This is a genomic window from Ensifer sp. GW101-20A05, from assembly GCF_059424735.1.
Window position 1 is genome coordinate 474,025 of the sequence record NZ_JBWKZT010000001.1, and the last position, 25,910, is coordinate 499,934.

24 protein-coding genes are annotated in these 25,910 nt (G+C 63.5%); 5 read left to right on the top strand and 19 right to left on the bottom strand.

Features of this window, described 5'->3' with window-relative positions; all coding sequences use genetic code 11:
- Positions 1-324 precede the first annotated feature (324 nt).
- The gene (locus AC070A_RS02505) at positions 325-2,160 is read left to right on the top strand and encodes an aminopeptidase P family protein (protein WP_113737695.1); all 1,836 of its coding nucleotides are present in this window, start codon (positions 325-327) and stop codon (positions 2,158-2,160) included.
- A gap of 122 nt (positions 2,161-2,282) precedes the next feature.
- On the opposite strand, the gene AC070A_RS02510 is transcribed toward AC070A_RS02505, so the two are convergent.
- From AC070A_RS02510 to panC, 5 genes are all read right to left on the bottom strand, one after another.
- Entirely contained in the window at positions 2,283-2,522 is a 240-nt protein-coding gene (locus AC070A_RS02510) for a PA2433 domain-containing protein (RefSeq protein WP_057253516.1), read from the bottom strand.
- Positions 2,523-2,668: 146 nt separating this feature from the next.
- On the bottom strand, positions 2,669-2,983 hold the full coding sequence (locus tag AC070A_RS02515; protein WP_057253515.1) for an AzlD family protein: 315 nt from the start codon (positions 2,981-2,983) through the stop codon (positions 2,669-2,671).
- A gap of 2 nt (positions 2,984-2,985) precedes the next feature.
- A complete protein-coding gene (locus tag AC070A_RS02520) occupies positions 2,986-3,702 on the bottom strand; it encodes an AzlC family ABC transporter permease (RefSeq protein ID WP_057253512.1) in 717 nt (238 codons plus the stop codon).
- Positions 3,703-3,913: 211 nt separating this feature from the next.
- On the bottom strand, positions 3,914-4,735 hold the full coding sequence (panB, locus tag AC070A_RS02525; RefSeq protein WP_057253510.1) for a 3-methyl-2-oxobutanoate hydroxymethyltransferase: 822 nt from the start codon (positions 4,733-4,735) through the stop codon (positions 3,914-3,916).
- Between the two features lies 1 nt (position 4,736).
- The gene (panC, locus tag AC070A_RS02530; RefSeq protein ID WP_057253509.1) at positions 4,737-5,612 is read right to left on the bottom strand and encodes a pantoate--beta-alanine ligase; all 876 of its coding nucleotides are present in this window, start codon (positions 5,610-5,612) and stop codon (positions 4,737-4,739) included.
- A 249-nt stretch (positions 5,613-5,861) separates the two neighbouring features.
- Here panC and AC070A_RS02535 point away from each other — a divergent pair, with 249 nt between their 5' ends.
- Positions 5,862-6,161 (top strand): hypothetical protein, encoded by a 300-nt coding sequence (locus AC070A_RS02535; protein WP_200964198.1) that lies wholly within the window; start codon positions 5,862-5,864, stop codon positions 6,159-6,161.
- A 53-nt stretch (positions 6,162-6,214) separates the two neighbouring features.
- On the opposite strand, the gene AC070A_RS02540 is transcribed toward AC070A_RS02535, so the two are convergent.
- The 4 genes from AC070A_RS02540 to AC070A_RS02555 all read right to left on the bottom strand — a co-directional run bounded on the left by AC070A_RS02540 (position 6,215) and on the right by AC070A_RS02555 (position 9,686).
- Positions 6,215-6,586: a VOC family protein gene (locus AC070A_RS02540; RefSeq protein WP_057253507.1), complete on the bottom strand. Its 372-nt coding sequence runs from the start codon at positions 6,584-6,586 to the stop codon at positions 6,215-6,217.
- 218 nt (positions 6,587-6,804) lie between these two features.
- Positions 6,805-7,782: an aldo/keto reductase gene (locus AC070A_RS02545; protein ID WP_057253505.1), complete on the bottom strand. Its 978-nt coding sequence runs from the start codon at positions 7,780-7,782 to the stop codon at positions 6,805-6,807.
- Between the two features lie 15 nt (positions 7,783-7,797).
- A complete protein-coding gene (locus AC070A_RS02550; RefSeq protein WP_218372996.1) occupies positions 7,798-9,255 on the bottom strand; it encodes an MFS transporter in 1,458 nt (485 codons plus the stop codon).
- 23 nt (positions 9,256-9,278) lie between these two features.
- Entirely contained in the window at positions 9,279-9,686 is a 408-nt protein-coding gene (locus AC070A_RS02555) for a (R)-mandelonitrile lyase (protein WP_113737693.1), read from the bottom strand.
- Positions 9,687-9,810: 124 nt separating this feature from the next.
- Between AC070A_RS02555 and AC070A_RS02560 the strand changes: the two genes are divergently transcribed.
- On the top strand, positions 9,811-10,704 hold the full coding sequence (locus tag AC070A_RS02560) for a LysR family transcriptional regulator (RefSeq protein ID WP_057253500.1): 894 nt from the start codon (positions 9,811-9,813) through the stop codon (positions 10,702-10,704).
- Between the two features lie 165 nt (positions 10,705-10,869).
- Positions 10,870-11,277: a VOC family protein gene (locus tag AC070A_RS02565; RefSeq protein WP_057253499.1), complete on the top strand. Its 408-nt coding sequence runs from the start codon at positions 10,870-10,872 to the stop codon at positions 11,275-11,277.
- Between the two features lie 93 nt (positions 11,278-11,370).
- On the opposite strand, the gene AC070A_RS02570 is transcribed toward AC070A_RS02565, so the two are convergent.
- The 10 genes from AC070A_RS02570 to aqpZ form a co-directional block, all read right to left on the bottom strand.
- The gene (locus AC070A_RS02570) at positions 11,371-11,739 is read right to left on the bottom strand and encodes a hypothetical protein (RefSeq protein WP_113737692.1); all 369 of its coding nucleotides are present in this window, start codon (positions 11,737-11,739) and stop codon (positions 11,371-11,373) included.
- A 34-nt stretch (positions 11,740-11,773) separates the two neighbouring features.
- Positions 11,774-13,927 carry an NAD-dependent DNA ligase LigA gene (gene ligA / locus AC070A_RS02575; protein ID WP_057253495.1) on the bottom strand — a complete coding sequence of 718 codons (2,154 nt, stop codon included), beginning with the start codon at positions 13,925-13,927 and terminating at the stop codon, positions 11,774-11,776.
- Between the two features lie 65 nt (positions 13,928-13,992).
- Positions 13,993-15,666, bottom strand: a complete 1,674-nt coding sequence (gene recN / locus AC070A_RS02580; RefSeq protein ID WP_057253493.1) for a DNA repair protein RecN — start codon at positions 15,664-15,666, stop codon at positions 13,993-13,995.
- Positions 15,667-15,703: 37 nt separating this feature from the next.
- Positions 15,704-16,570, bottom strand: coding sequence for an outer membrane protein assembly factor BamD (locus AC070A_RS02585; protein ID WP_057253491.1), 867 nt, complete (start codon positions 16,568-16,570; stop codon positions 15,704-15,706).
- A 174-nt stretch (positions 16,571-16,744) separates the two neighbouring features.
- Complete coding sequence (gene lpxC / locus AC070A_RS02590; RefSeq protein WP_113737691.1) at positions 16,745-17,698, bottom strand: UDP-3-O-acyl-N-acetylglucosamine deacetylase; 954 nt, start codon at positions 17,696-17,698, stop codon at positions 16,745-16,747.
- Positions 17,699-18,032: 334 nt separating this feature from the next.
- Positions 18,033-19,823 (bottom strand): cell division protein FtsZ, encoded by a 1,791-nt coding sequence (gene ftsZ, locus AC070A_RS02595; protein ID WP_057253487.1) that lies wholly within the window; start codon positions 19,821-19,823, stop codon positions 18,033-18,035.
- 106 nt (positions 19,824-19,929) lie between these two features.
- Positions 19,930-21,261 (bottom strand): cell division protein FtsA, encoded by a 1,332-nt coding sequence (ftsA, locus tag AC070A_RS02600; RefSeq protein WP_057253485.1) that lies wholly within the window; start codon positions 21,259-21,261, stop codon positions 19,930-19,932.
- Complete coding sequence (gene ftsQ, locus AC070A_RS02605; protein WP_057253483.1) at positions 21,258-22,208, bottom strand: cell division protein FtsQ; 951 nt, start codon at positions 22,206-22,208, stop codon at positions 21,258-21,260. The genes ftsA and ftsQ overlap by 4 nt, the downstream gene beginning before the upstream one ends.
- Positions 22,196-23,122, bottom strand: coding sequence for a D-alanine--D-alanine ligase (locus AC070A_RS02610; RefSeq protein ID WP_057253480.1), 927 nt, complete (start codon positions 23,120-23,122; stop codon positions 22,196-22,198). The genes ftsQ and AC070A_RS02610 overlap by 13 nt, the downstream gene beginning before the upstream one ends.
- A 307-nt stretch (positions 23,123-23,429) precedes the next feature.
- Entirely contained in the window at positions 23,430-24,116 is a 687-nt protein-coding gene (aqpZ, locus tag AC070A_RS02615; RefSeq protein WP_057253478.1) for an aquaporin Z, read from the bottom strand.
- 323 nt (positions 24,117-24,439) lie between these two features.
- Between aqpZ and AC070A_RS02620 the strand changes: the two genes are divergently transcribed.
- On the top strand, positions 24,440-25,750 hold the full coding sequence (locus tag AC070A_RS02620; protein ID WP_057253476.1) for an MFS transporter: 1,311 nt from the start codon (positions 24,440-24,442) through the stop codon (positions 25,748-25,750).
- The last annotated feature ends 160 nt before the right edge of the window (positions 25,751-25,910 follow it).

Consider the following 25,910-nt stretch of genomic DNA (forward strand, 5'->3'; position numbering starts at 1 on the left):
GGCCACCCTTGAGGGAGGAGGAGAACAGAATGACCAACTATTCTCGGAACCGCAGTCTTTTGAACCACCGGATGTTCGTCCGTGTTCGTTGAGGCGGCTTATAAACTATCATTCCGATAGAGAAAGGGGCTTCTTAGCATGGGTGCCATGCGCTGAGCGCATATGTATTATAAATGAGCAATTGCTCTCTCATCAAACTGCAACCAGAAGAGTCGCTGTGTGCTGGATCGCAGGATATCGCCTCTTTCCCGGCAAGGGCGATTTCCGCTAACATGGCTGCACATCTTTCCCGCGGTTTACCGCTCAATCTACCGGAATTCCCCCATGTTTCAGTCTTTTGAAGTCACCTCCACGCCGCAATTCGGCAAGGAGCGCACCGAAGCCCTGCGCGCGTCCTTCGCGGCCCTCGGCATCGACGGCTTTCTCGTGCCCCGCGCCGACGAGTTCCAGGGCGAATACGTACCCGCCTCGTCGGAGCGTCTGTCCTGGCTGACCGGCTTCACCGGCTCCGCCGGCGTTGCCCTCGTCACGCGGCGTGAAGCGGTTGTCTTCGTCGACGGACGTTACGTCACGCAGCTGAAAGAACAGGTCGACGGCAGCGTTTTCACTGGCGGCGACCTCATCGGCGAGCCGCCGCATCTCTGGCTGGAAAACCACGGAGCCAAGGGCTTCAAGCTTGGCATCGATCCCTGGCTGCACACCGGCGCGGAAGTCCGCCGGCTGGAAAAGGCGCTCGCCGTCATCAGTGGCTCGCTCGTTTTCCTCGATCACAACCCGCTCGACAAGATCTGGACGAACCGCCCCGCGGCACCGCTCGGCAAGGTCAGCATCCAGCCGATCGAGCATGCCGGCGAACTCGCCAAGGACAAGATCGCAAGAATCGCGGCGGGCCTTTCCAAGGCCGATGCCAGCGCCGTGGTCTTGACGGACCCCTCCTCCGTCGCCTGGACCTTCAACATCCGCGGCAGCGACGTGCCGCATACGCCGCATCCGCTGGCCCGCGCCATCATCCACGCCGACGGCCGCGCCGAGCTCTTCCTCGACAAGCGCAAGACTGGCATCGAGCAGGAAGCCTACCTCACCCAGATCGCCGACATTGTCGCGCCCTCGACTTTCGACGATAGCCTGGCAGCGCTCGGTGCTGCCGGCGCCGCTGTCATGATCGACCCGGACCTCGCCTCCTTCGCCATTTCCGAGCTGATCCGCTCCAAGGGCGGCAAGGTGGTCGAAGCGGTCGATCCCGCCCGCCTGCCACGTGCCCAGAAGAACAAGGCCGAGATCGACGGGTCGACCCGCGCCCACCTGCAGGACGGCGCCGCCATGGTCGAGTTCCTGGCATGGCTCGACAGCCAGCAGCCGGGAACCGTCACCGAGATCGCCGCCACCAACCAGCTGGAAGCGGCCCGCGCCACCGTCGGCGAGCGCATGCAGAACCCGCTCAAGGACATCTCCTTCGACACGATCTCCGGCGCCGGCGCGCATGCGGCGATCATGCACTACCGCGTCACCACCGCCACCGACCAGCCGATCGAAGCGGGCACCATGTTCCTGATCGATTCCGGCGCGCAATACATCAACGGCACCACCGACATCACCCGCACGGTGGCGATCGGTGCGGTTCCCGAAGAGCAGAAGCGCTTCTTCACCCTGGTGCTGAAGGGCATGATCGCGATCAGCATAGCCCGTTTCCCCAAGGGGTCGCGCGGCGTCGATCTCGACCCCTTGGCCCGCATCGCGCTCTGGAAGGCGGGCGCCGATTACGCCCACGGCACCGGCCACGGCGTCGGCTCCTATCTCTCGGTGCATGAAGGTCCGCAGCGCATCGCCCGGCTTTCCACCCAGGAGCTGCTGCCCGGCATGATCCTTTCCAACGAGCCCGGTTACTACCGCCCCGGCGCCTTCGGCATCCGCATCGAAAACCTGATTGTGGTGCAGCCGGCGACCATGGTGGAAGGCGGCGACCTGCCGATGCTCGGCTTCGACACCATCACCTACTGCCCGATCGACCGCCGCCTGGTGCTGCCGGCGCTGCTCACCGACGAGGAGCTGGATTGGCTGAACGCCTATCACGCCGAGACGCGGGAAAAGCTGATGCCGCTGCTGACCAGCGACGAGACCCGCGACTGGCTGAAGGCCGCAACGGAAGCGCTTTCACGCTGAGTCAGGCGTTCCGCCTGGGCTCCTGAATGGGAGCCCAGGCAACAGGCATTGCGCGCCCGCAGCCGCTTGTTTGCTACGAGGCTCAAGGGGCGGCAATGGGCCGGAGAACCCGGCCTCTGCACTTAGATTCCCAACAGCTTCTTCGCTTCGCCGAGCGTCGCCTCCGAGGCAGGGTGATCACCGGCCTTGTGTTGTTCCTCGCCCTTGGCACGCAACTCTTTGACCTTGGCCATGTCGGCCTCGGATAGGTTCGCAGTCGGCATCGCCGCATCGATCGCAGCCATCATGGTCGGGCATTGATTGGCTAAGGCGGTTGCCGGCGCGAGCGCCAGCAAAAGGGCAATCGAGATCCTGGTTAACATGGTCGCTCCTCCACCGCCGGGAGGCCGCGCCTTGCAGAGGCAGCGCAGATGGCGCGTGCGGCTTTGTCGTGCCTCTCCGGCAACCGAAGAATGATAATCCAGCTGCCCTTCGCCGCCAATTAAAACGGGTGTCGCGGACGGCTGACCTACATCACCACATGCCGGATCAGCATCACCACCACCCAGCCGATGACGAGCATGCGCAGGGTCGACAGGTTGAGGCCGAGCGCGATGGCGAAGGCGACGAACATGGCGATCGTCACGTCGAGCCCGCCATAGACGAAGGCCGGCGCCACCAGCGTCGTCAGGACCGCCGCCGGGACGGCGTTGAGCGCCGCTTCCAGCCGTGGCGGGATCTGCTTCATCTGGGTGATGAGGATGTAGCCGCCGACACGTGTCAGGAAGGTCGCGACCGCAGCCGCAATGATCAGGTAGATGAGGTTGAGGTGTTGCGGGTCCATGCTCAGGCCTCCTTCTCGACGCCGGTCGGTGCGGCAGCCGTCCCGCTCGGCGGCAGGCAGGCGGCAAGCACGATGCCGGCGAGCGCCCCGATGCTCACATGCCAGGGCGAGCCGACGAAATGCATGCCCGCAACCGAGGCAAGCGCCGAGACGGTGACGATCGGCAGGAACCGGTCGCGCTTACGGAAGCCCATGACCAGCCCCATGAAGTAGACCGGCAGCAGCACATCGAGGCCGATCGCCTTGGGATCACCGATCATCTGCCCGAAGATCGCCCCGACCAGCGTGTTGATGATCCAGGGAATGTAGATCACCAGGCCGAAGCCGAGATACCAGGAAAAGCTGATCGGCAGGCCGCGCTCGCCGCGCTTCTCCGTCTCGGCATATTGCGGATCGACCAGCAGGAAGAAGGCCAGGAATTTCTGCCCGAAGGTGAAGTGCCGGACATATTTGGCGATCGAGGCCGAATAGAGCACGTGGCGGAAGTTGACCGCAAAGACCGAGAGCACGACCAACCAGGGCTGGACGTGATTGCCGAAAAGCTCGATGCCGACCATCTGGCTGGCGCCGGCATAAACGGTCGCGCTCATGAACACCGCATCGGCAATGGTAAAGCCGTTGTCGACCGCAAGCGCCCCGAACAGTGCGCCGAAGGGCGACGCCGCCAGCATGATGGGAAAGCCGCCACGCACGCCTTCCCAGAATTCGTCTTTTGTCATGGAAACCTCCGCCGGCCAAGGCGATGAAAGCGCCATGCGGCCGGTGCCGGACTGATAGGCGCTTGCGCCCCCGGCAACAATTCAAATGCGCTGATACATTGATTGAATTTTATGATGCCTTGGCGAACGAGGCTTGAACAAAAGGCGCACCGATCGGGAAAACCGGTGCATCTTGTCTATCAGTTTCACGGGCCCGTGCCGGACGGGCGTCCTACTTCTTGACCTGGAACGTGTGCTCGATGCCCGGGAAGGTGCGCGCCTTCACCTCGGCCGCGTAATCCTCGGCAGCCCTAGAGATCGCCGGCGCGAGCTCGGCGAAGTGTTTGACGAAGCGCGGCTTGAAATCGTTGAAAAGGCCGAGCATGTCGTCGGAGACGAGGATCTGGCCGTCGCAGGCGGGCGATGCGCCGATGCCGATCGTCGGCGAGCGCAGTTCCGCGGTGATGTCGCGCGCCACCGGCTCGACCGTGCCCTCGATCACGATGCCAAAGGCGCCGGCATCGTCGATCGCCTTGGCGTCGCGGCGGATCTTCGCCACTTCCTTGTCGTTGCGGCCGACCGAGCGATAGCCGCCCGTCGTGTTGACGAGCTGCGGCATCAACCCGACATGGCCGAGCACCGGAATACCGCGGCTGACGAGGAACTCGACCGTCTCGGCCATCTCGGCGCCGCCTTCGAGCTTCACCGCGCTGCAGCCGGTTTCCTTCAGGATGCGCGCCGCACTGCGGAACGCCTGCTCCTTCGATTCCTGATAGGAGCCGAAGGGCATGTCGATAACGACGCAGGCGCGCTCCGAGCCACGCATGACCGCCTGGCCATGAGCGATCATCATCTCCAGCGTTACGCCAACCGTGGTGTCGAGGCCGTAAAGCACCATGCCGACGGAATCGCCGACCAGGAGGAAATCCACATGCGGATCGAGCAGCCTTGCGATCGGCGTCGTATAGGCCGTGAGGCTGACGATCGGACGCTCGCCTTTCAGCGCTTCGATGTTGGCGGGGCTGAGCCGGCGCTTGGCGGTCTGGACGCTCATGTCAGGCAACCTTTGCAAATGACGCGGATTTCAGGGCGATCACGCGGTTGTCGAGCAGCTTCGTCGTGCCGAAGCGAACGAAGAGCAAAAGCAGCACCGGCTTGTCGCCGATCGTTTCGATCGTCTCCAGCGTCTCCGGATCCCGCACCGCCACGACCTCTGGCCTGGCCAGCGGCTCGCTCGACAGAAATTCGGTGACGGCATTTTCGAGCGCCGCCACGTCGCTGACGCCCGACGCCACCAGGCGCTGCGCCTCGTCCAGCGCCTTCGGCACGATCGCCGCGGCGCGGCGCTCCTCGGCCGACAGATAGACATTGCGCGACGAACAGGCGAGCCCGTCGGCCTCGCGCACTGTCGGCACGCCGATGACGGTCACCGGCTGGGCGAGATCAGCGACCATGCGGCGGATGATCTGCAGCTGCTGGAAATCCTTCTCGCCGAAATAGGCGCGGTCCGGCTGGACGATGTTGAAGAGCTTGGTGACGACGGTGGCAACGCCGGCGAAATGGCCGGGACGAACCGAGCCCTCAAGCTCGCTGCCAAGCGTCGGCACATCGACGACGGTTTCCATCGGCCGCGGATACATGTCGGCAACACCGGGCGCAAAGAGATAGTCGACCTTGCCTTCGTCCAGCATCGCCTGATCGCGGGCGAGATCGCGCGGGTACTTGGAAAGGTCCTCATTCGCACCGAACTGCAGCGGATTGACGAAGATGCTGGCGACGACGATGTCGTTTTCCTCACGCGCGCGGCGCATCAGCTCCATATGGCCGACATGCAGGTAGCCCATGGTCGGCACGAAACCGACCGATTTGCCTGCCCGGCGATGTTCGGCAATTGCTGCACGCAGTTCGGCAATCGTGGTGAAAGTCTTCATGTCCGGACCCTCCAATCCGCGCCGGCGCCCTGCCCTTAAGGGTGCTGGCGCGCTGCCTTCGGGACTGGCGACGACCCTGCTCCGCGAAAAGGCATTTGCACAAAATTCGGCTGCAATCCTCTATCTTGTGCAGCGCAAAAAAACAATCGGATTGATGACAGGTTGATGACGCTCGGCCGCGCTTGACTTCCATCGGCAGCCCGTCACGGTTGGCCATCGACGCCACTGCAACCCACGCTGGAGAGCGACATGAAAGCCGGCTTGCGCATTCTTGGTATTGCTCTCCCGACGCTGGCCTTCGCCGGTGCGGCGGAAGCGAAGATCCCGCTCGTCAACGCCACCTGCCCCGACAAGATCGAGGTCCATGCCGATGAAGGCGGCCCGGTCTACATCAATGGCAAGGAAGCCAAGCTCAAGGTGTTCAACGAGAACTATTACGAGGCGCACGGTGCCGGCGTCACCATCTCACTCAGCATCAATCCCGACGGCTCACCCAGCGTCTCCTACACCGGCAAGGGCGGCGCCAATGGTGTGTGCACGCTGAGCTAACCGGCAACGCGCGAAGCGCTTTTTTGAGGACGCCGTCATCTGACCGCTGCGTCTTACGGCAATCGCCAGGGCGGATCGATCCGGTTCGTGCCTGCGAAATAGAGCACGATGCGATTGCCACCAGGATCGAAAAGCTCGGCTTCTCGCCACCGCCAGCTCTTGTCCTCAGGCGCACGCGCAAAGACGATGCCGGCCTCGGTCAGCCGGTTGACGGTCACATCCAGATCGTCGCATTCGAAATAGACGGTCGTGCCACCGCCGGTCGCGTTTCCCTCGTGCAGGGAAAAGGTTGCCTCCCCAACCGGGCAGAGAAACCGAACATAATGCGGCCGGGCGTCGACGATAGGCGTGAGCCCGAGGCGGCGATAGAAATCCCAGCCGGCATCGAGGTCCGGCATGGTGACAGTCACCTGGTTCAAGCGCATGCGTTCCTCCCGCCATTCGATTCCCCGATCGTGCCGGAAGCTGCAGTCAACGGAAAGCCTATCAGGCGCGCAGGCTACTGCATGTTTCCCTTAGCCGCGGTCGACGAAAGGACAAAAACATACAGAAAATCAAAGTGCTACAGCGGCCTTTGCGTGTCTGAGAAGACGCGCGGCGCTCTAGAGTACGCGCCTGATGGAAGGATATCTGTCGAGTTCGCCTACTTCCCAACGCGCTGCTGCAGATGCTGCGGATAGCGCGCGCCCTGCACCTCGACGGCGGAGAGCGCCGCCTGGATGTCGCCAAGCTCTTCGGCCGTCAGAATGACATCGGCAGCGCCGAGGTTTTCCTCGAGCCGATGCAGCTTTGTCGTGCCGGGAATGGGCGCGATCCATGGCTTTTGCGCTAGCAGCCAGGAAAGCGCGATCTGCGCTTTCGTCACACCCTTGGCCTCGGCAATCACGCCCAAGAGATCAACCAGCGCCTGATTGGCTCTGCGCGCCTCCGGCGAAAATCGCGGCACGATCGTGCGAAAATCGCTTTGGTCGAAGGTCGTGTTCTGGTTGATCGCGCCTGTCAAAAATCCCTTGCCAAGCGGACTGAAGGGCACAAAGCCGATGCCGAGCTCTTCGAGGAGCGGCAGGATTTCGGTTTCCGGCTCCCGCCACCAGAGCGAATATTCGCTCTGCAGCGCCGTCACCGGCTGAACCGCATGCGCCCGGCGGACCGAATCGGCGCCCGCCTCCGACAGGCCGAAATGGCCGACCTTGCCTTCCGCGATCAGCTTTTTCACCGTGCCTGCGACGTCCTCAATCGGCACATTGGGATCGACGCGGTGCTGGTAGAAGAGGTCGATGCGGTCGGTCCGTAAACGCTTCAATGCCGTCTCGGCGACCTCGCGGATGCGCTGCGGCCGGCTGTCCATGCCCTGGCTGACATCGCCGTTGACGAAGCCGAACTTGGTGGCGATCACCACCTCACCGCGGAACGGGGCCAGCGCCTCACCGACCAGATCCTCGTTACCGGTATAGGCTTCGGCGCTGTCGAAGAAGGTCACGCCGCGTTCGTGCGCCGCGCGGATCAGCCTGATCGCCTCACTGCGCTCCGTTGCCGGGCCATAACCGTAGCTGAGGCCCATGCAGCCAAAGCCGATGGCCGAGACTTCGAGATCGCTTTTTCCTAGCCTACGTTTCTGCATTGTCTTGCTCCTTGATCAGGCCGCGAGGTCTGGGGAAACCGAGCGGCAATTCTGGCAGGCAACGAACCGTCCGATCGCCGGACGCTCCACCCGCTTTGCATTGTGCGGCCGCACGATCAGCGCGACGACGGCAAGCGCCAGCGCCAGCAGGACCGTGCAACCGATGAGAACATTATCGACCCGATGGGCAAGCAGAGCGCTGCCATCAAGCCCATCGGCACCGAGTGCTGCGACAGCGACCAGCACGCTGAGACCGAGCGAGTTGCCGAGCTGGTGGGCGACATTGACCACACCGCCCGCCGCCCCCGCGTCACCGGGAGCGATACCGGCAATGCCGGCGACCGTCAGCGGGCTCAGAGTGAAGCCCTGGCCAAGCCCGATCAGCATCAAGGGCGGCGCCATGCCGAAGAGAAAGGACGTGTCGGCCGAGATCTGGCTGATAGAGACCATGCCGATCAGCGCGGAGATCAGGCCAAAGGCAAGCAGGCGGCGGTTGCCGAAACGTGGGCTAAGCCTTGGAACCAAGATCGCCGCAACGAAATTGACTGATGTTGCCGGAATGAAGGCAAGGCCGGAGGCAAGCGGGTCGAAGTGCCGAACACCTTGCAGATACTGGGTGAAGAAGAAAAAGAACCCGATCATCGCGGCGAGGAACAGGACACGCGCCAGATAGGCGCCGACCCTCTCGCGGTTGGCAAAGAGCCGGAGCGGCATGATCGGCTGCCGGGCGCGATGCTCGTTGACCACGAAGAGCGCAAGAAGCAGAAGACCCATGGCAAGCGCTGCGAGCGTCAGCGGATCGTACGCCCCCTCCTCCGCCGAACGGACGATGCCATAGACCAGCGCCGTCATGCCGAGCGTCGAGCTTACGGCGCCCGCAAGGTCGAATTCACCCGTGCGCCGTTCCGTTTCGCCGACGTACTTGTGCGCCGCGAGCATCAGGGCGATGCCGATCGGCAGGTTGATGAAGAAGCCGACCCGCCAGCTGAGCCAACCGGCAAGCAGACCGCCGAGCACCATGCCGAAGCTCGCGCCGATGCCGGCGACCGAACTGTAATAGGCGACCGCCCGCGTGCGTTCAGGTCCCTCGGAAAAATGCGTCTGGATCAGCGCCAACGTCGCCGGCGCCAGGATCGCCGAGCCGAAGCCTTGCACGGCGCGCGCGCCAAGCAGCCATTCCGGCGACGGTGCCAGCCCGATCACGACGGAGGCCGCTGTGAAGATGGCAAGCCCGGCAATGAACAGCCGACGCCGGCCGAGAATGTCGCCCGCCCGCGCGCCCAGCAGCAGGAAGCCGCCAAAGGCGAGCGTATAGGCGCTGTGCACCCAGGAAAGCCCGGCGTCGCTGAACTGCAGCTCGTCGCGAATCTTCGGCAGGCCGGTGATCACGATCGAGATATCGAGCACGATCATCAGGTAGCTGACGATGACGATCGCCAGCACCGCCGTCTTGCGGGCTGAAAGGTGTTTCATCGACGTGACGTCCATCGTCGTGCCTACTCCGCCTGCGCAGCGCCGTATTGCGCGTCCGTCACCTTTTCCATCCAGTCGACCGCCTTGCCGTCGAGCGTCTCCTGGATGGCGATATGGGTCAGGGCGGTCGTCGGTGCCGCCCCGTGCCAGTGCTTCTCGCCGGGCTCGAACCAGACGACATCGCCCGGCCGGATCTCCTCGATTGGCCCGCCCTCCCGCTGCACCCGGCCGCAGCCGGAAACGACGATCAGGACCTGGCCGAGCGGATGCGTATGCCAGGCCGTGCGGGCGCCGGGCTCGAAGGTGACGGCATTGCCGGCAGTGCGCGCCGGCTCGCGCACGGCAAACAACGGGTCGATGCGCACGGTGCCGCTGAACCAGTCCTCTGTCCCCCGGGCCGAAGGCTGCGAACCGCTTCTCTTGATCTCCATGAGGTCTTCTCCTTGGCGAACCGGACGACCCGCCGCCCGTTCTGTTGCTGTGCACAATCTAGCGATGGCCGCCGCCAACAATTAGATGGTATAAACGGCATGGACCTATGAGAGAGATTCATGAATGCTGCGCGAGAACATCAATGACCTGATCGCCTTCGCGGCGGTGGCGCGCGAGCGCAGCTTCACAAGGGCCGCCGCCCAGCTCGGCGTTTCGCAATCGGCGCTCAGCCACACCATGCGGGCGCTCGAAGCACGGCTTGGCGTGCGCCTGCTCACCCGCACCACGCGCAGCGTCTCCCCGACCGAGGCCGGCGAGCGGCTGCTTGCCACCCTCGTCCCGCACTTCGAGCAGTTGGAAACCGAGCTCACCGCCTTGAGCGACGTGAGGGACAAACCCGCAGGCACGGTGCGCATCACCACTGCCGAGCACGCGGCAGAGACCGTGCTCTGGCCGAAGCTCGAAAAGCTTCTGCCCGATTATCCCGATATCAAGGTCGAGATCGTCATCGACTACGGCCTCACCGATATCGTCGCCGAACGCTACGAAGCCGGTGTCCGGCTTGGCGAGCAGGTCGCCAAGGACATGATCGCCGTGCGCATCGGGCCGGACATGCGCATGGCGGTCGTCGGCGCGCCCAGCTATTTCGAAAAGCATCCGAAGCCCGTCGTCCCTCAGGACCTGACCCAGCACCGCTGCATCAACCTGAGGCTTCCGACCTACGGCGGCATCTATGCCTGGGAGTTCGAAAAGGACGGCCGCGAGCTAAAAGTCCGCGTCGACGGACAGCTCGTCTTCAGCCGGCTGGCGCACCGGCTTACCGCCTGCCTCGCCGGCTTCGGCCTTGCCTTCGTCCCGGAGGAATCGGCCCTCACCCACATCGCCGAAGGTCGCCTCATCCGCGTGCTCGAAGACTGGTGCGACCCGTTCCCCGGCTACCACCTCTATTACCCCAGCCGCCGCCAGTCCTCACCGGCCTTTGCTGTGCTGGTGGAGGCGCTGCGGTATCGGGGGTAATGGCGGCAAGACCGGCTCCTCCGCACGACCCGCAATTGCTGTTGAAAACCCGGGGTTGCGCCCCACATCTCTCCAGCTAAAAAAATGTTTGAGCCGGTGTCGGAATCGTCGATCGGCATTCGTCCTTAGTCCGTAGACACAAAATCCATTCCCAAGGAGCATTTCATGCGCATGATTTTCGTAAACCTGCCGGTCAAGGATCTGAAGGCCTCGCGCGCGTTCTTCGCTGCCCTCGGCTTCACCTTCAACGAGCAGTTCTCCGATGACACCGCCGCCTGCACGGTGATCTCGGACAATATCTTCGTCATGCTTTTGACCGAGCCGAAGTTCCGTGACTTCATCACCGGCGAGATCAGCGACGCCCGGAAGGGAACCGAAGTCATCACCGCCCTTTCGGCCGGGAGCCGCGCCGAAGTCGACGACATGCTCGCCAAGGCGCTCGCCGCTGGCGCCAAGCCCTGGAAGCCGGCGATCGACTACGGCTTCATGTACGGCATCTCCTTCCAGGACCTCGACGGCCACGTCTGGGAGTTCATGTGGATGGACCAGGAAGCGGCGCAGCAGCAGGGCTGATGGCCCAATTCAAGAGAACGTTAAGACAATCGGCCCGAGCCTTCCCAAGCCCGGGCCGATTGCTTTGTGTCGATAGCCAACCATACCCTGCTGCTAGGGGCCGAGGCGCGCCACCAACTCCGCGATGAGCGGATCGGTAAGGTCGGCAATCGGGTCATCGCTCCCGTCTTCTGCCCGGTGGTACTCCCCGGCATCGAACGCTTCATAAACGACGTAAAAAGGCTCAGGCAGCGCATTGCGGCCGGCTGTGAAGCCCGCCTGCACCGCGCGCCAGAGATCGTTCATGACGCCGTCGCAGAAGCTATAGGTCAGCGCGCCGTGATGGTATTTCCTTGCGATTTCGACAGCAGCGGCGTTGTAGAACTCCCAGTTGTCCAAAGCGCCTGCCCACCGAACCACATCATCCTGTGTGATGCGGCCTTCCGGCCCCTTGGCCAGAACGAACTCTAGGAAGTCAGACATCTCTCTGCTTTCCCCCCGAACACCAAGAAAGCCCCTACCCGCCGATCAGCGCCAGCCACTCGTCCTCGTCCATGGTCTCGACGCCGAGTTCGCGGGCCTTGTCGAGCTTGGAGCCGGCACCCGGACCCGCAACGACGATATCGGTCTTCTTCGACACGGAGCCTGCCACCTTGGCGCCGAGGCTTTCCGCCTTGGCCTTGGCCTCGTCGCGCGTCATCTTTTCGAGCGAACCGGTGAAGACCACCGTCTTGCCGGCGACCGGGCTGTCGCTTGCAACCGGTGCTTCCGCCGCCTCCGGCGTCACCTCGGACAGCAGACGCGTGACCACTTCGAGGTTACGCGGCTCCTTGTAGAACTCGACGATGGCGCGGGCGACGACCTCGCCGATGCCGTCGATGCTGTTGAGTTCGTTCCAGGCGTCGCCCGAGAAGGCCGACGCTTCGCCCATCGCCGTGCCAAAGTGCTCGTAGCTGCCATAGGAGCGCGCGAGCAGCTTCGCCGTCGTCTCGCCCACATGGCGGATGCCGAGCGCATAGATGAAGCGATGAAGTGCAATCGAGCGGCGTGTGTTGATCGCCTCATAGAGCTTGCGCACGCTGACCTTGCCGAAGCCGTCGATATTTTCGAGCTTGGTCAGCGACGTCTCCTGGCGCTTTTCCAGCGTGAAGATATCGGGCGCCGTGCGGATCATGAGCGTCGGGTCTTCGCTTTCGAAGAAGAACTCGATCTGCTTGGAGCCGAGGCCTTCGATGTCGTAGGCGTTGCGCGAGACGAAATGCTTCAAGTGCTCGACGGCCTGGGCGCGGCAGACGAAACCGCCGGTGCAGCGGCGCACCGCATCCACCTTGCCGGTCTTCTCGTTGATGTCACGCACCGCATGGCTGCCGCAGACCGGGCATGTGGTCGGGAAGCGATAGGGCTCGGCGCCTTCCTTGCGTTCGTCCATGACGACGTCGACGATCTGCGGAATGACGTCGCCGGCGCGCTGCACGATCACCATGTCGCCGATGCGGATATCGCGGCCCTCGCGGATCGGCTCGCCTGAATTGCCGAGCCCCTTGATGTAGTCCTCGTTGTGCAGCGTCGCGTTGGTGACGACGACGCCGCCGACGGTGATCGGCTCCAGCCGCGCCACCGGCGTCAGCGCACCGGTGCGGCCCACCTGGATGTCGATCGCCGTCAGCCGCGTAAACGCCTGCTCGGCCGGGAACTTGTGCGCAGTTGCCCAGCGCGGCGAACGCGAGCGGAAGCCGAGGCGGGCCTGCAGGTCGAGCCGGTCAACCTTGTAGACGACGCCGTCGATATCGTAGTCGAGATCCGGCCGCTCGCGCTCGATGTGATGGTAGTGTTCGAGCAGCGCGTCGGCCGAGATCAGCCGCTGCATCAGCGGGTTGACCGGGAAGCCCCAGGACTTGAACACCTCGACCATGCCCATCTGCGTCTCGGCCGGCATTTCCGAAATCTCGCCCCAGGCATAGGCGAAGAAGCGCAGCTTGCGGCTGGCCGTCACCTTGGCATCGAGCTGCCGCAGCGAGCCGGAAGCGGTGTTGCGCGGGTTGACGTAGAGCGGCTTGCCCTGCGCCGCCATTTCGGCGTTGAGCGCGGTAAAGTCCGATTTCGCCATGTAGATTTCGCCGCGCACCTCGACCACATCGGGCGCGCCCGCCGGCAGCGTCTGCGGGATCATGCCGATAGTGCGGATGTTGGCAGTGACGTTTTCGCCGGTCGTGCCGTCGCCGCGCGTGGCAGCCGTCACCAGACGGCGGTTCTCGTAGCGCAGCGACATCGACAGACCGTCGATCTTCGGCTCCGCCGTGAACGCGATCGAATTGTCCGGAAGCTGCCCGAGGAAGCGATAGACCGATGCGACGAAATCGCGGGCGTCTTCGTCTGAGAATGTGTTGTCGAGCGACAGCATCGGCCGGGCGTGGACGACCGGCTGGAAGGTGACGGAGGGTGCCGCCCCAACCTTCCTCGACGGGCTGTCCTCGCGGATGAGCGCCGGAAACTGCGCCTCGATCGCGTCGTTGCGCCGTTTCAGCGCGTCATAGTCCGCATCCGAAATCTCCGGCGCGTCCTGGCCGTGATAGAGCGAATCGTGACGGGCAAGCTCGGCGGCGAGAAAGGCCAGCTCCGCGGCCGCTTCCGTTTCGTTGAGATTCTCGACGGGTTTCAATTCATTGGACATGCGCGACGACTCCGGATTCGGAGTCGTTTTGTAGAGCAACCATCGCGAAAGAAAAGAGCCTGTGGCTAGCCGTTACCCGCCAGCAACCGTGCCGCTGCCGCCCTCGCCTCTTCGGTGATCGAGGCGCCGGCGAGCATGCGGGCGATTTCCTCGGTGCGCGCCTTGTCGTCCATGCGGGCGACGCGGGTTGCGATCGTCTCGGCCTTCTCGGCCGAGGGACCCTTGGAGATCAGGAGATGCGTTGCGGCCCGCGCCGCCACCTGCGGCGCGTGCGTGACGGAAAGCACCTGGACGGTGCCGGAAAGCCGCTTCAGCCGCTGGCCGATGGCATCCGCCACGGCACCACCGACACCGGTGTCGATTTCGTCGAAGACGAGCGTCGGCGCCGAGCCGCGATCAGCAAGCGCCACCTTCAGCGCCAAGAGAAAGCGCGAGAGCTCGCCGCCCGAGGCGACCTTCATGATCGGCCCCGGCCGCGTGCCGGGATTGGTCTGGACATGAAATTCGACGAGATCGATGCCGTCGGCCGTCGCCTGCGTCGCATCGCTTTGAACTTCCACCATGAAGCGTGCACGTTCGAGCTTCAGCGCTGGCAATTCGTCCATGACGGCGGCGGAGAGTGCCGACGCCGTGCGCTGCCGCTTTTCCGAGAGCGAGCGCGCCGACGCGTCGAAGGCTGCCTTGGCAACACCGACCTGGCCTTCGAGCTGCTTCAGTCTTTCCTCGCCGGCATCGAGATCGGCAAGATCGGAGATCATGCGCACGGCGAGCGCCGGAAGCTCGGCGACCGGGACGGAATATTTGCGGCTGGCACCACGAAGCGCAAACAGCCGTTCTTCCACCCGCTCCAGCTCCTTCGGGTCGAACTCGGTGTTGCGCAGCGCCCGCTCGACCGCCATCTGCGCGTCCGAGAGCTGGTTCAGCGCCCCGTCGAGAAGCTCGACGGTTTCCTCCAGCAGACCCGGCGCCTCATGGCTCTTGCGCTCGAGCCGGCGCACAAGCGAGGCGATCAGCGGAACCGGCGAACCATTGCCATTCAAGAATTCGGAGGCTTCGTTGATGTCGCCGGCGATGCGCTCGGACTTCATCATTCGCGCCCGCTTCTCGGCTAGCTCGTCCTCTTCGCCGTCGCGCGGGCTGAGCTTTTCCAGTTCCTCGACCGAAGAACGCAGGAAATCCGCCTCACGCGCGGCAGCTTCGACGCGTTCGCGATGCTTCTTCAGACCGCGCTCGGCGTCCTTCCAGGCGCGATAGAGATTGCCGACATGTTGCGCCTCGTCGGAGGTGCCGCCGAAGGCATCGAGCAAGGTGCGGTGCGCGTCGATGTCGACAAGCGCGCGATCGTCGTGCTGTCCGTGGATCTCGACGAGCGTCTGTCCGAGCTGGCGCATCAGCTGGACGCTGATCGGCTGGTCGTTGACATAGGCCTTGGTGCGGCCGTCAGCGGATTGCACGCGGCGGAAGATCAGGTCGCCATCATCGTCGATGCCGTTTTCGTGCAGCATCAGCCGCGCCGAATGACCGACGGGCACGTCGAAGACCGCTGTCACCTGCCCCTTGTCGGAGCCATGGCGCACCAGCGAGCCGTCGCCACGGCCGCCAAGGGCCAGCGACAGGCTGTCGAGCAGGATGGACTTACCGGCGCCGGTTTCACCGGTCAGCACCGAGAGCCCGGCGTCGAAAGCCAGATCAAGCCGTTCAATCAGGACGATATCGCGGATCGAAAGCTGGGCGAGCATCCGGGTTCGTATCTTCCTTGACGGGCGCTGATAAGGATCAGGCGCCGATGAGGTTCTTGGCAGCGCGCGATATCCAGGAGTTGCCGCTTTCACGCGGCTCCAGGCCGCCAGACTGCAGCAGCTTGAAGGAATCGGAGTACCACTGGCTGTCCGGATAGTTGTGGCCGAGAACGGCAGCAGCGGTCTGCGCCTCCTGGGTCACGCCCATCGCGTAATAGGCCTCGGTGAGGCGCGCCAGCGCTTCCTCCACCTGGTTGGTGTTCGGATACTGCTCGATGACGACGCGGAAGCGCGATACGGCCGCGAGATATTCCTTGCGCTCGAGATAGTAGCGACCGACCTGCATTTCCTTGCCGGCGAGTTGGTCGCGGGCAAAGCGGATCTTCGACTTGGCGTCGTCGACATATTCGGAGTCCGGATAGCGATCGACGACGGCCTGCATGGCCTCGATCGCTCTCATCGCCGGCTTCTGGTCCTGCGTCACCGCGGGGATCTGCTTGGTATAGGCCAGCCCCTGGATGTACTGCGCATAGGCCGCGTCTTCCGACTGCGGATAGAGATTGAGGTAACGACCGGTGGCGTTGATCGCCTCCTGGTACTGCCCGTTTCGGTAGGAAACGAAGGCGTTCATCACCAGCGCCTTGCGGGCATATTCCGAGAACGGATGCTGGCGGTCGAGCGCTTCGAACTTGCGCGACGCTTCCGTCGTCTTGCCGGCGTTGAGGTTGGCAAGGCCCTGATTGTAGAGCACTTCCGGCGGATCCGTCTCCGCCGTCAACTTGGTGATGTCGATATCGGGATCGTTCTGGCAGGCGGTAATCAGGGCGCTGCCGGCAATGGCCGCGACGATCACGGCGGCGACGCGCGCTGACTTTCTCAGATCAACAGAAACTGCAAGAACCATCGGATATTCCCGTTCCACGCTGCGGGCTTGGACCCCGCCAGACATGCGCTTTTAGAGCAAGTTACCTTGAGACCGCAACGTCATGATCGGTGATTCATGCAAATTTGTGGCGGCCCTATCATGAAAATGCCGGCCTTTCGGCCGGCGACTGGAGGAGATGATGACTTTTTTTGTTTATGCGGACCAGGGCGCAAAGCCCGGAACTGCAACTGCAACCATGTCGCGGGCGCGGGTGCGCTGACGCGGGGTCGCCGTTTCGACGACTTCGTAGGCCGTCGGATCGCTGAGAAGCGCCTTCAGTGCGTTGGCGTTCATCTTGTGACCGCCGCGGTAGGAACGGTAGCAGCCGATGAACGGCGCGCCGGCGAGCGAGAGATCGCCGACCGCATCGAGCGTCTTGTGACGAACGAACTCGTCCGTGTAGCGCAGGCCCTCGACGTTGATGACGGTGTTGTCGTCGGAGATGACGACCGAGTTTTCGAGCGAGGAGCCGAGCGCAAAGCCGGCAGCCCAGAGCCGCTCGACATCACGCATGAAGCCGAAGGTGCGGGCGCGCGACAGTTCGCGCTTGAAGACGGACGGCGTCATGTCGCCCTTCCAGGACTGGCGACCGATCAGCGGGCAATCGAAGTCGATCTCGACCTCGAAGCGCATGCCGTCATAGGGCGTGAACTCCGACCAGGACGCGCCCGATTCGATGCGCACCGGCTTGACGATGCGGATGTAGCGACGCTTGACCGCAAGGGCGCGAACGCCCACCTGCTCGATCGCGTCGATGAAGGGTTCGGAGCTGCCGTCCATGATCGGCATTTCGGCGCCGTGAACTTCGACCGTCAGGTTGTCGAGGCCGAGCGCATAGATCGCGGCCATCACATGTTCGATCGTGGCAATCGACGTCGCCGGCGACATGCCGAGAACGGTGCAGAGATCGGTGTTGCCGACCTGCGAGGAAACCGCCTTGTATTCGCTGATCCGGCCATTGGCGAGAACGCGCTGGAAAACGATGCCCGCATCGGCTTCCGCCGGATGGAAGGTGATCGACACTTCTACACCCGAGTGAACGCCATTTCCCTTCAGCGTTACCGGGTTTGCAATCGTCGTCTGAAACCCGAGCAATTCGATTCCCATTCTCGTCACTTTCAATACCTGTGGCCGATGGCCAAAACCTGCTGGCGGACGCAGCGAACTTCAGGGCACAAACAAGGCGCCCGAGAGTCTCGGAGCAAAATCCGATCCTCTGCGTTTCGAACAGACAGCGCTTGATCGAATCGCATGCGTCCCCAATTCCGAGTCTGAAAATAGGAGTTTGGAGGCACCATTCCAAATCACTGTTCGTTTCGCTTTGTTACGTATTTGCGACGGTCCGCAACATCGAATCAAACATCTGAAATGATGAAGAAAATGCAAAAATGCCCGGGCAGTTGCCCGGGCATTCGGCAAGGTGAAGGAACGGGCCTTCCAATCAGTTCGACTGACGGCGCAGGAACGCCGGGATTTCGAGCTGATCATCTTCTTGCGGGCGCGTCTGCTGCGAAACGCGACCGTGATCGTCAAGCTGGCCGCGACGCGGCGCATAGAGGCTCGCTTCCGGCGAGAGCGGCCGGCGCTGCTGGGAAGCAGCGGTCGGTGCGGAAGCCGTCATGTCGGCGGCCGCTGGGGTCTGTTCGCGCTCACGCAGGCCAAGCGAGCTGGTGATGCGGTTGAGGAGACCCATCGGGCCACGCTCTTCCGCGATCGGGGCTGCCGGCTGGGCGCGGCGGTCCATCTCGGCCTTCACAACTGGCGGAAAGTCTTCGACCTTCGGCATGCGAACCTGTTCCGGCTGCTGGCGCATGACCGGAGCAACGGGCTCCTGGCGCATGACCGGCTGCGGCTGAGGCTGGGCCTGAACCGGCTGCATCTGCGGCTGCGGCTGGCGCATCACCGGAGCGGCCTCTACCGGTGCTGCACCGGCGAAAAGCTTGCTCTGGGGACGGAAGTTCTCGTCATGCGCCGGCTGAGCCGGAGCCTGGACCTGTGCCTGGGCGGTGCGGGTCGCGATATCGAGCTCGCGCTCCATTTCGGCTTCGCGGATCGCAGCCGCGATGTGATCGACAGACGGCTGCTGCTGGACCGGCTGCTGCACCGGCTGGGCGACCGGCTGCTGCATCACCGGCTGGTGAACCGGGGCCGGCTGGTGCTGGGCGACCGGCTGCGACTGCTGGGCAGGAATGGCGGCCGAGGGACGGACGACCGGCTTGGCTGCTACCGGACGAAAGTCAGCGGAACGACCCGCTACCTCCGCGGCCGTGCGGTCGATGCCGGTGGCGACGACCGAGACGCGGATCAGGCCTTCGAGTTCTTCGTCGAACGTCGCGCCGAGGATGATGTTGGCATCCGGGTCGACTTCTTCGCGAATACGGGTTGCAGCTTCGTCGAGTTCGAACAGCGTCAGGTCGCGGCCACCGGTGATCGAGATCAGGAGGCCCTGGGCGCCCTTCATCGAGGTCTCGTCGAGCAGCGGGTTGGCGATCGCGGCTTCGGCAGCGGCCAGTGCGCGGCCTTCGCCCGAAGCTTCGCCGGTACCCATCATGGCGCGGCCCATTTCACGCATCACCGAGCGGACGTCGGCGAAGTCGAGGTTGATGAGGCCTTCCTTGACCATGAGGTCTGTGATGCAGGCAACGCCCGAATAGAGAACCTGGTCGGCCATCGCGAAGGCGTCCGCAAAGGTGGTGCGGTCGTTGGCGATGCGGAAGAGGTTCTGGTTCGGGATGACGATCAGGGTGTCGACCGACTTCTGCAGTTCGGCAATGCCCTGGTCAGCGAGGCGCATGCGGCGCGCGCCTTCGAAATGGAACGGCTTGGTGACGACGCCGACCGTCAGGATGCCCTTGTTGCGGGCGGCCTGGGCAACGATCGGGGCTGCACCCGTGCCGGTGCCGCCGCCCATGCCGGCGGTGACGAAGCACATGTGGGTGCCGTTCAGGTGGTCGATGATCTCATCGATGCACTCTTCGGCGGCCGCGCGGCCGACTTCCGGCTGCGAACCGGCGCCGAGACCTTCGGTGACGGCGACGCCCATCTGGATGATGCGCTCGGCCTTGGTCATGGTCAGTGCCTGGGCATCGGTGTTGGCGACGACGAAATCGACGCCCTGGAGGCCTGCAGTGATCATGTTGTTGACGGCGTTGCCACCGCCACCACCCACGCCAAAGACGGTGATGCGCGGCTTCAGCTCCGTGATATCCGGCTTCTGCAAGTTGATAGTCATTGTACCCGTTCCTTCTGTTTTCTGGCCGCCTTGCCGAGCCGGCCAAATCTCTCAAAGTCCAACATTTCCTTCATCCGACGCCGTCCCTGTCGGCGCCGAACGTCACTCAAAAGCTCTCTTTCAGCCACTGCCCCATTCGGGCGATGCGACCGTTGCCGGCGCCGAGCGCCGAGAACATGCCGCCGTGGGCGGCATGGGTCTCGAGGTCGGCGACCTGCGGATAGATCATCAGGCCGACCGCCGTGGAGAAGGCCGGCCCCTTGGCAGCCGCGGGCAGCCCGGAAACTCCGAGCGGACGGCCGATGCGAACATTGCGGGCGAGGATGCGGCGCGCCGCTTCCGGCAGGCCTGTGAGCTGGCTTGCGCCGCCCGTCAGAACGATGCGCTTGCCGACGATCGGGCTGAAGCCCGAGCGCTGGATGCGGTCGCGGATCAATTCGAGCGTCTCTTCGATGCGGGCGCGCACGATGCGCGAGACGAGCGCGCGCGGCACATGCGTCGGCTGATCGCGGTCGTCCTCGCCGATCGGCGGAACCGAGACGATGTCGCGTTCGTCGGCGCTGTTGGGCAGTGCCGAACCGTGCACGACCTTCAGCCGCTCGGCGTCTTCGATGCGGGTCGAAAGACCGCGCGCCAGGTCCGTCGTCACGTGGTGGCCGCCGAGGCTGACAGCGTCCGCATGAACGAGCTTGCCTTCGGCAAAGACCGAGATCGTCGTCGTGCCGCCGCCCATGTCGATCGCGGCACAGCCGAGCTCGACTTCGTCGTCGACGAGCGCTGCAAGACCGCTAGCATAGGGGGTCGCCACCATGCCCTCGACCGAGAGGTGAGCGCGGTTGACGCAGAGTTCCAGATTCTTGAGCGCTGCACGCTCGGCCGTCAGCACATGCATGTCGACGCCGAGAACGTCGCCGAACATGGCGAGCGGATCACGGATGCCGCGCTCACCATCGAGCGAGAAGCCCGTGGGCAGCGAGTGTAGGATGGCGCGGTCGGAGCGCAGCGACTGCTGGCCGGCGGCCGACAGAACCTTGCGCAGATCGTTGGCGTCGACTTCCTGGCCGCCGAGATCGATCGTCGCGGTGTAGACGTCGCTCTGCAGCCGGCCGGCCGAAACGTTGACGATCATGCTGTCGATGGTAAGCCCGGCCATACGCTCGGCCGCGTCGACCGCGAGCCGCACGACGCTTTCGACCGCATCGAGATCGGCGACGACGCCGTTCTTGACGCCCCGCGACTTCTGATGGCCGATGCCGATGATTTCGACGTTGTGGGTGCGGTTCGGCAGGATCTGGCTCTCGGCGCGCGGCGTCAGCCGGCCGATCATGCAGACCACCTTGGTCGAACCGATATCCAGCACCGAGACAACGTGAGACCGCTTCGAAGAAAGCGGCTTCAGGCGCGGCAAGCCAAAGCTGGAGGAACCGAACAAACTCATATCCGCCCCTCTTTCTTCTTTTCGGTCTCCTGCGCCTTCAGCATTTTGTCCCTCGCCTTCAAGGCAACTTCGCGCCGGGTGACTGCACCCGGAGTCAACTGAACTGTGGTTCGATCCTGCAGCCTCAGATCCACGGCCGCGATGTCGCGCTCCAGGAGCTGGTGCTGGCTTTCCATGTCGGAGAGCACTTGCATCGCCTGGGCGACGTCGTGCTCCGGCAACTTGACGATGATGCCGTTATCGAGGCGCAGGTCCCAACGGCGACCGGCGACGCGAACGAAGGCCCTCACCCGCGAGCGGATCTCCGGCCAGCGGGAAAACTCGTCGTAGAAATCGGCGGCCGCCGTTTCGGCATCGCGGCCAACGAACAGCGGCAGCGCCGCAAACTTGTTGTCGCGCAGCGGCGCAATCACGCTGCCGCTTCTTTCGATCAGCGAAAGATCGGAGCCGTGCTGCCAGATGCCAAAGGCCTTGCGCTCGGTAAGGTTGACCTCGATCGTGCCGGGATAGACCTTGCGCACCGTCACGCCCTGAACCCAGGGCATTTCCGCGATCAGCTTGCGGGCCTCGGCGATATCGAGCGCCACCAGCGACGTCGTGCCGTCCAGGCCGAGCTGCTGGAGGATATCGATCTCCGAGGTCTGGTCGTTGCCGGAAACCTTGACGTCTTCGATCGCAAATCCCGCGGCGGTGGTCGAAGCTTGCGCGAAGTTCTGCGTATGACCGCCGAGCGACATGCCGTAGAAGCCCGTCGCAGCAAAAAAGGCGAGCGCCGAGATCGTGCCGGTATGGGCCGGAAAGCGAACGCGGCCGGCACCAAGACTGACGAAGAAGCGCACGACACGACGGAGCGGACGCGGCAGCACACGGCCGCCATCCACATCGACGGCTGCAGCGCCATCGAGGTGACGAACCCTCTTGCCCCTTCTGCCCCTCAACGCAAACACGACGCTTCCTCCACCATCCAACTCAAAAACTCACCGAAACTATAGCCGGCATGCGCGGCCATCTCGGGCACCAGGGAGGTTGGCGTCATGCCGGGCTGGGTGTTGATTTCCAGCCAGATCAGCTCGCCCTCACCGGAGGAACTGTCATCGAAACGAAAGTCGGATCGGCTGACGCCCCGGCAACCGATTGCCTGATGCGCCTTCAGAGCGAGTGTTTGTATTTTTTGGTAAATATTTGGTGAAATCTGTGCCGGAATGACGTGGCGAGAACCACCTTTTACGTACTTGGAGTCATAATCGTAGAAGGCATGGCCCTGCGGGATGATTTCGGTCACGCCAAGGGCCTTGTCGCCCATGACGCCACAGGTCAATTCGCGGCCAGCGACATAACGCTCGACCATGATTCGGTCGCCGTAGCGCCATTCGCTCGAGGTCACCACCTGCGGCGGATGCGACTGATCTTCCTTGACGATGACGACGCCGAAGCTCGAGCCCTCGCGGACCGGCTTGACGACATAGGGCGGCTTCATCGGGTGCTTCGGACCGAAGGCATGGCGATCCATCACCTGCGCGTCCGCAACCGGAATGCCGGAGGCGGCCGCAACGTGCTTGGCCTGCGCCTTGTCCATGGCGAGCGCCGAGGCGAGTACGCCGGAATGGGTGTAGGGAATTTCCAGATATTCGAGGATGCCCTGGATCGTGCCGTCCTCGCCGAACGGACCGTGAAGAGCATTGAAGGCGACGTCCGGCCGGAGTGCCGCGAGCACCTCGGCAACGTTGCGATCGACGTCGATTCGGGTGACGCGGTAGCCGGCAGCCTCAAGGGCATCCGCGCAGGCAGCCCCGGACGACAGGCTAACCGGTCGCTCCGAAGAAAATCCGCCCATCAGGACAGCCACATGCTTGCCGCTCATTCAAACCCCCAAACAATACGCCACTATCGCAAGGTTTCCTTGCGTCTGGCTGATTCCGGTCCCCGCGAGTCACCGGTGCCATTGGGTCACTAGAACGGCATTATGGTTAACGAACCGTTTACTTTCGTTAACCTTAGTCGGGAAACGAAACACGCGCCGTGCGTGCACGCGCGTAGTCGACAAGGCATTTTGGCGGGAGATCAAAGGGTTGCGGAGCAATCCTGAATCGAATGCGTAACAAGCGAAAAAAATGAAAAACCCGCCGCAAACGAGGCGGCGGGCTCCAATCTGACGATGCGATGAGGGATTAGTCGTCGTCGCCGACGATCTTCCAGACGATGCCGGCGATTGCCGCGCCGACGATCGGCGCCACCCAGAACAGCCATAGCTGTGCCAGCGCCCAATCGCCGACGAAGAGCGCCTGCCCCGTCGAGCGGGCCGGGTTGACCGAAGTGTTCGTCACCGGGATCGAGACCAGGTGAATAAGGGTGAGCGCCAGGCCGATGGCGATCGGCGCGAAGCCGGCCGGCACGCGGCCATGGGTGGAGCCGAGAATGATGAACAGGAAGAAGAAGGTCAGCATCACCTCGGCGACGAGCGCTGATGTCAGCGAATAGCCGCCCGGCGAATGTTCGCCATAGCCATTGGCGGCAAAACCGCCGAGCTGGAAACCGGCCTTGCCGCTGGCGATCAGATAGAGCACGCCGGCAGCGGCGATCGCGCCCAGCACCTGGGAGACAACGTAGCCGACGAGCTTGTGGGACGGAAACTTGCCGGCGACCATCAGCCCAACCGAAACGGCCGGATTGAAGTGTCCACCGGAGATGCCGCCGACCGCATAGGCCATGGTGAGTACGGTGAGACCAAAAGCAAAAGAAACGCCGAGCAGGCCGATGCCGACCTCAGGAAAGGCAGCCGCCAGCACCGCGCTGCCGCAACCGCCGAAAACGAGCCAGAATGTACCCAGAAATTCCGCAGAAAGCCTTTTGAACATGCATTCGCTCCTGAAAAACGAAGCCGATCGCTTCAAGTGCCCAGAGTTTGCCACAATTTGATTCCGGTCAAGATGGGTTGTGAGGCGATGTCAAACGCGCGCAAAAGGTGAAATCGACCAAGCGCAGCTCAATATATTGCCCAAGGAACAGGCAGCCCCAACCTCTGCCGCAGAGAGCCATGCACCAGCGGAATAATGCTGCGCATGACGCCGATATCGTTCGCATTTCTTACGGTTTCAGGGTTTCGTCATGCCGAAACTTGCGTTAATAGCCCTCAACCGCCTCCCAAGACGGTATGAAATCCATATCAGGAACCATCATAATGACAGACGCGACAACCTCCCTGTCGCCGAAGGACAATGCGTCGAAGCACGCGGCAGTGAACTCCCCTGCCCGGGTGCTGTTCGCAAGCCTCGTCGGCACGACCATCGAATTCTTCGACTTCTACGTTTACGCCACCGCCGCAGTGCTGGTCTTTCCGCACCTGTTCTTCCCGACCGCCGACCCGACCTCGGCAATGCTGCAGTCCTTCGCGACCTTCTCGATTGCCTTCTTCGCCCGCCCCTTCGGCGCCGTCATCTTCGGCCATTTCGGCGACAAGGTCGGCCGCAAGGCGACGCTCGTGGCGGCACTGATGACCATGGGCATATCTACCGTCGTGATCGGCCTTTTGCCGACCTATGCGACGATCGGCGTCGCAGCGCCCCTGCTCTTGGCCCTTTGCCGTTTCGGCCAGGGCCTCGGCCTCGGCGGCGAATGGGGTGGCGCTGTGCTGCTCGCCACCGAAAACGCGCCCGAGGGCAAGCGCAGCTGGTACGCCATGTTCCCGCAGCTCGGCGCCCCGATCGGTTTCATCCTGTCGGCCGGCACCTTCCTGATCCTCGGCGAAGTCATGAGCAATGAAGCCTTCCTCGCCTGGGGCTGGCGCGTGCCCTTCATCGCCAGCATCCTGCTGGTCGCCGTCGGCCTCTATGTCCGGCTGAAGATCACCGAGACGCCGGAGTTCCAGAAGGCGGTAGACAAGCACGAGCGCGTGCAGGTTCCGATCGCCGAGATCTTCCGCTTCCACAAGCGCAGCCTCGTGCTCGGCACCTTCGTGGCGCTCGCGACCTTCGTGCTGTTCTATCTGATGACGGTGTTCTCGCTCTCCTGGGGCACGGCAAAGCTCGGCTACTCGCGCGAGCAGTTCCTCGTCGTACAGATGACCGGCGTCGTCTTCTTCGGCCTGATGATCCCGGTCGCCGGCATCCTTTCGGACCGGTTCGGCCGCCGCCTGATCCTGATCGTCACCACCATCGGCATCGGCGTCTTCGGCCTCTTCATGGCACCGCTGCTGGCCGGCGGCATCGGTGGCGCCTTCCTGTTCTCGATCATCGGCCTCGGCCTCATGGGCCTCACCTACGGCCCGATCGGCGCAGCGCTTGCCGCCCCCTTCCCGACCTCGGTGCGCTACACCGGCGCGTCCATGACCTTTAATCTCGCCGGCATCTTCGGCGCGTCTCTGGCGCCCTACATCGCCACCTGGCTCGCCACCAACTACAGCCTGGATTACGTCGGCTACTACCTGCTGGCCGCCGCCGCCATCACGCTGCTTTGCCTCGTGCTGTCGACGGAAGACGAGGTTTCGGCCTGAGATCTGTTTGGCTGCGCAGCGCGCGGCTGACCACAAACAAGAAGAGCCGCAGCGGCAACGCTGCGGCTCTTTGTGATTGGGGATGGGGCCGAGGAGGAATGTCCTCTCCCGTTGCCCCACCCACCTGCCGTCATCTCGGGCTTGACCCGAGGATCCACGC

Bases quoted from the DNA above. Each gene is read 5' to 3' on its own strand.
- AC070A_RS02505 (WP_113737695.1), top strand. From the start codon at position 325: ATGTTTCAGTCTTTTGAAGTCACCTCCACGCCGCAATTCGGCAAGGAG.
- AC070A_RS02535 (WP_200964198.1), top strand. From the start codon at position 5,862: ATGAAAGCCGGCTTGCGCATTCTTGGTATTGCTCTCCCGACGCTGGCC.
- AC070A_RS02560 (WP_057253500.1), top strand. From the start codon at position 9,811: ATGCTGCGCGAGAACATCAATGACCTGATCGCCTTCGCGGCGGTGGCG.
- AC070A_RS02610 (WP_057253480.1), bottom strand. From the start codon at position 23,122: ATGAGCGGCAAGCATGTGGCTGTCCTGATGGGCGGATTTTCTTCGGAG.
- aqpZ (WP_057253478.1), bottom strand. From the start codon at position 24,116: ATGTTCAAAAGGCTTTCTGCGGAATTTCTGGGTACATTCTGGCTCGTT.
- AC070A_RS02620 (WP_057253476.1), top strand. From the start codon at position 24,440: ATGACAGACGCGACAACCTCCCTGTCGCCGAAGGACAATGCGTCGAAG.
- AC070A_RS02585 (WP_057253491.1), bottom strand. From the start codon at position 16,570: ATGGTTCTTGCAGTTTCTGTTGATCTGAGAAAGTCAGCGCGCGTCGCC.
- ligA (WP_057253495.1), bottom strand. From the start codon at position 13,927: ATGTCCAATGAATTGAAACCCGTCGAGAATCTCAACGAAACGGAAGCG.
- AC070A_RS02555 (WP_113737693.1), bottom strand. From the start codon at position 9,686: ATGGAGATCAAGAGAAGCGGTTCGCAGCCTTCGGCCCGGGGGACAGAG.
- panB (WP_057253510.1), bottom strand. From the start codon at position 4,735: ATGAGCGTCCAGACCGCCAAGCGCCGGCTCAGCCCCGCCAACATCGAA.
- ftsA (WP_057253485.1), bottom strand. From the start codon at position 21,261: ATGAGTTTGTTCGGTTCCTCCAGCTTTGGCTTGCCGCGCCTGAAGCCG.
- AC070A_RS02510 (WP_057253516.1), bottom strand. From the start codon at position 2,522: ATGTTAACCAGGATCTCGATTGCCCTTTTGCTGGCGCTCGCGCCGGCA.
- ftsZ (WP_057253487.1), bottom strand. From the start codon at position 19,823: ATGACTATCAACTTGCAGAAGCCGGATATCACGGAGCTGAAGCCGCGC.
- panC (WP_057253509.1), bottom strand. From the start codon at position 5,612: ATGAAGACTTTCACCACGATTGCCGAACTGCGTGCAGCAATTGCCGAA.
- AC070A_RS02520 (WP_057253512.1), bottom strand. From the start codon at position 3,702: ATGACAAAAGACGAATTCTGGGAAGGCGTGCGTGGCGGCTTTCCCATC.
- AC070A_RS02545 (WP_057253505.1), bottom strand. From the start codon at position 7,782: ATGCAGAAACGTAGGCTAGGAAAAAGCGATCTCGAAGTCTCGGCCATC.
- AC070A_RS02550 (WP_218372996.1), bottom strand. From the start codon at position 9,255: ATGAAACACCTTTCAGCCCGCAAGACGGCGGTGCTGGCGATCGTCATC.
- AC070A_RS02515 (WP_057253515.1), bottom strand. From the start codon at position 2,983: ATGGACCCGCAACACCTCAACCTCATCTACCTGATCATTGCGGCTGCG.
- AC070A_RS02540 (WP_057253507.1), bottom strand. From the start codon at position 6,586: ATGCGCTTGAACCAGGTGACTGTCACCATGCCGGACCTCGATGCCGGC.
- recN (WP_057253493.1), bottom strand. From the start codon at position 15,666: ATGCTCGCCCAGCTTTCGATCCGCGATATCGTCCTGATTGAACGGCTT.
- AC070A_RS02570 (WP_113737692.1), bottom strand. From the start codon at position 11,739: ATGTCTGACTTCCTAGAGTTCGTTCTGGCCAAGGGGCCGGAAGGCCGC.
- AC070A_RS02565 (WP_057253499.1), top strand. From the start codon at position 10,870: ATGCGCATGATTTTCGTAAACCTGCCGGTCAAGGATCTGAAGGCCTCG.
- lpxC (WP_113737691.1), bottom strand. From the start codon at position 17,698: ATGGGAATCGAATTGCTCGGGTTTCAGACGACGATTGCAAACCCGGTA.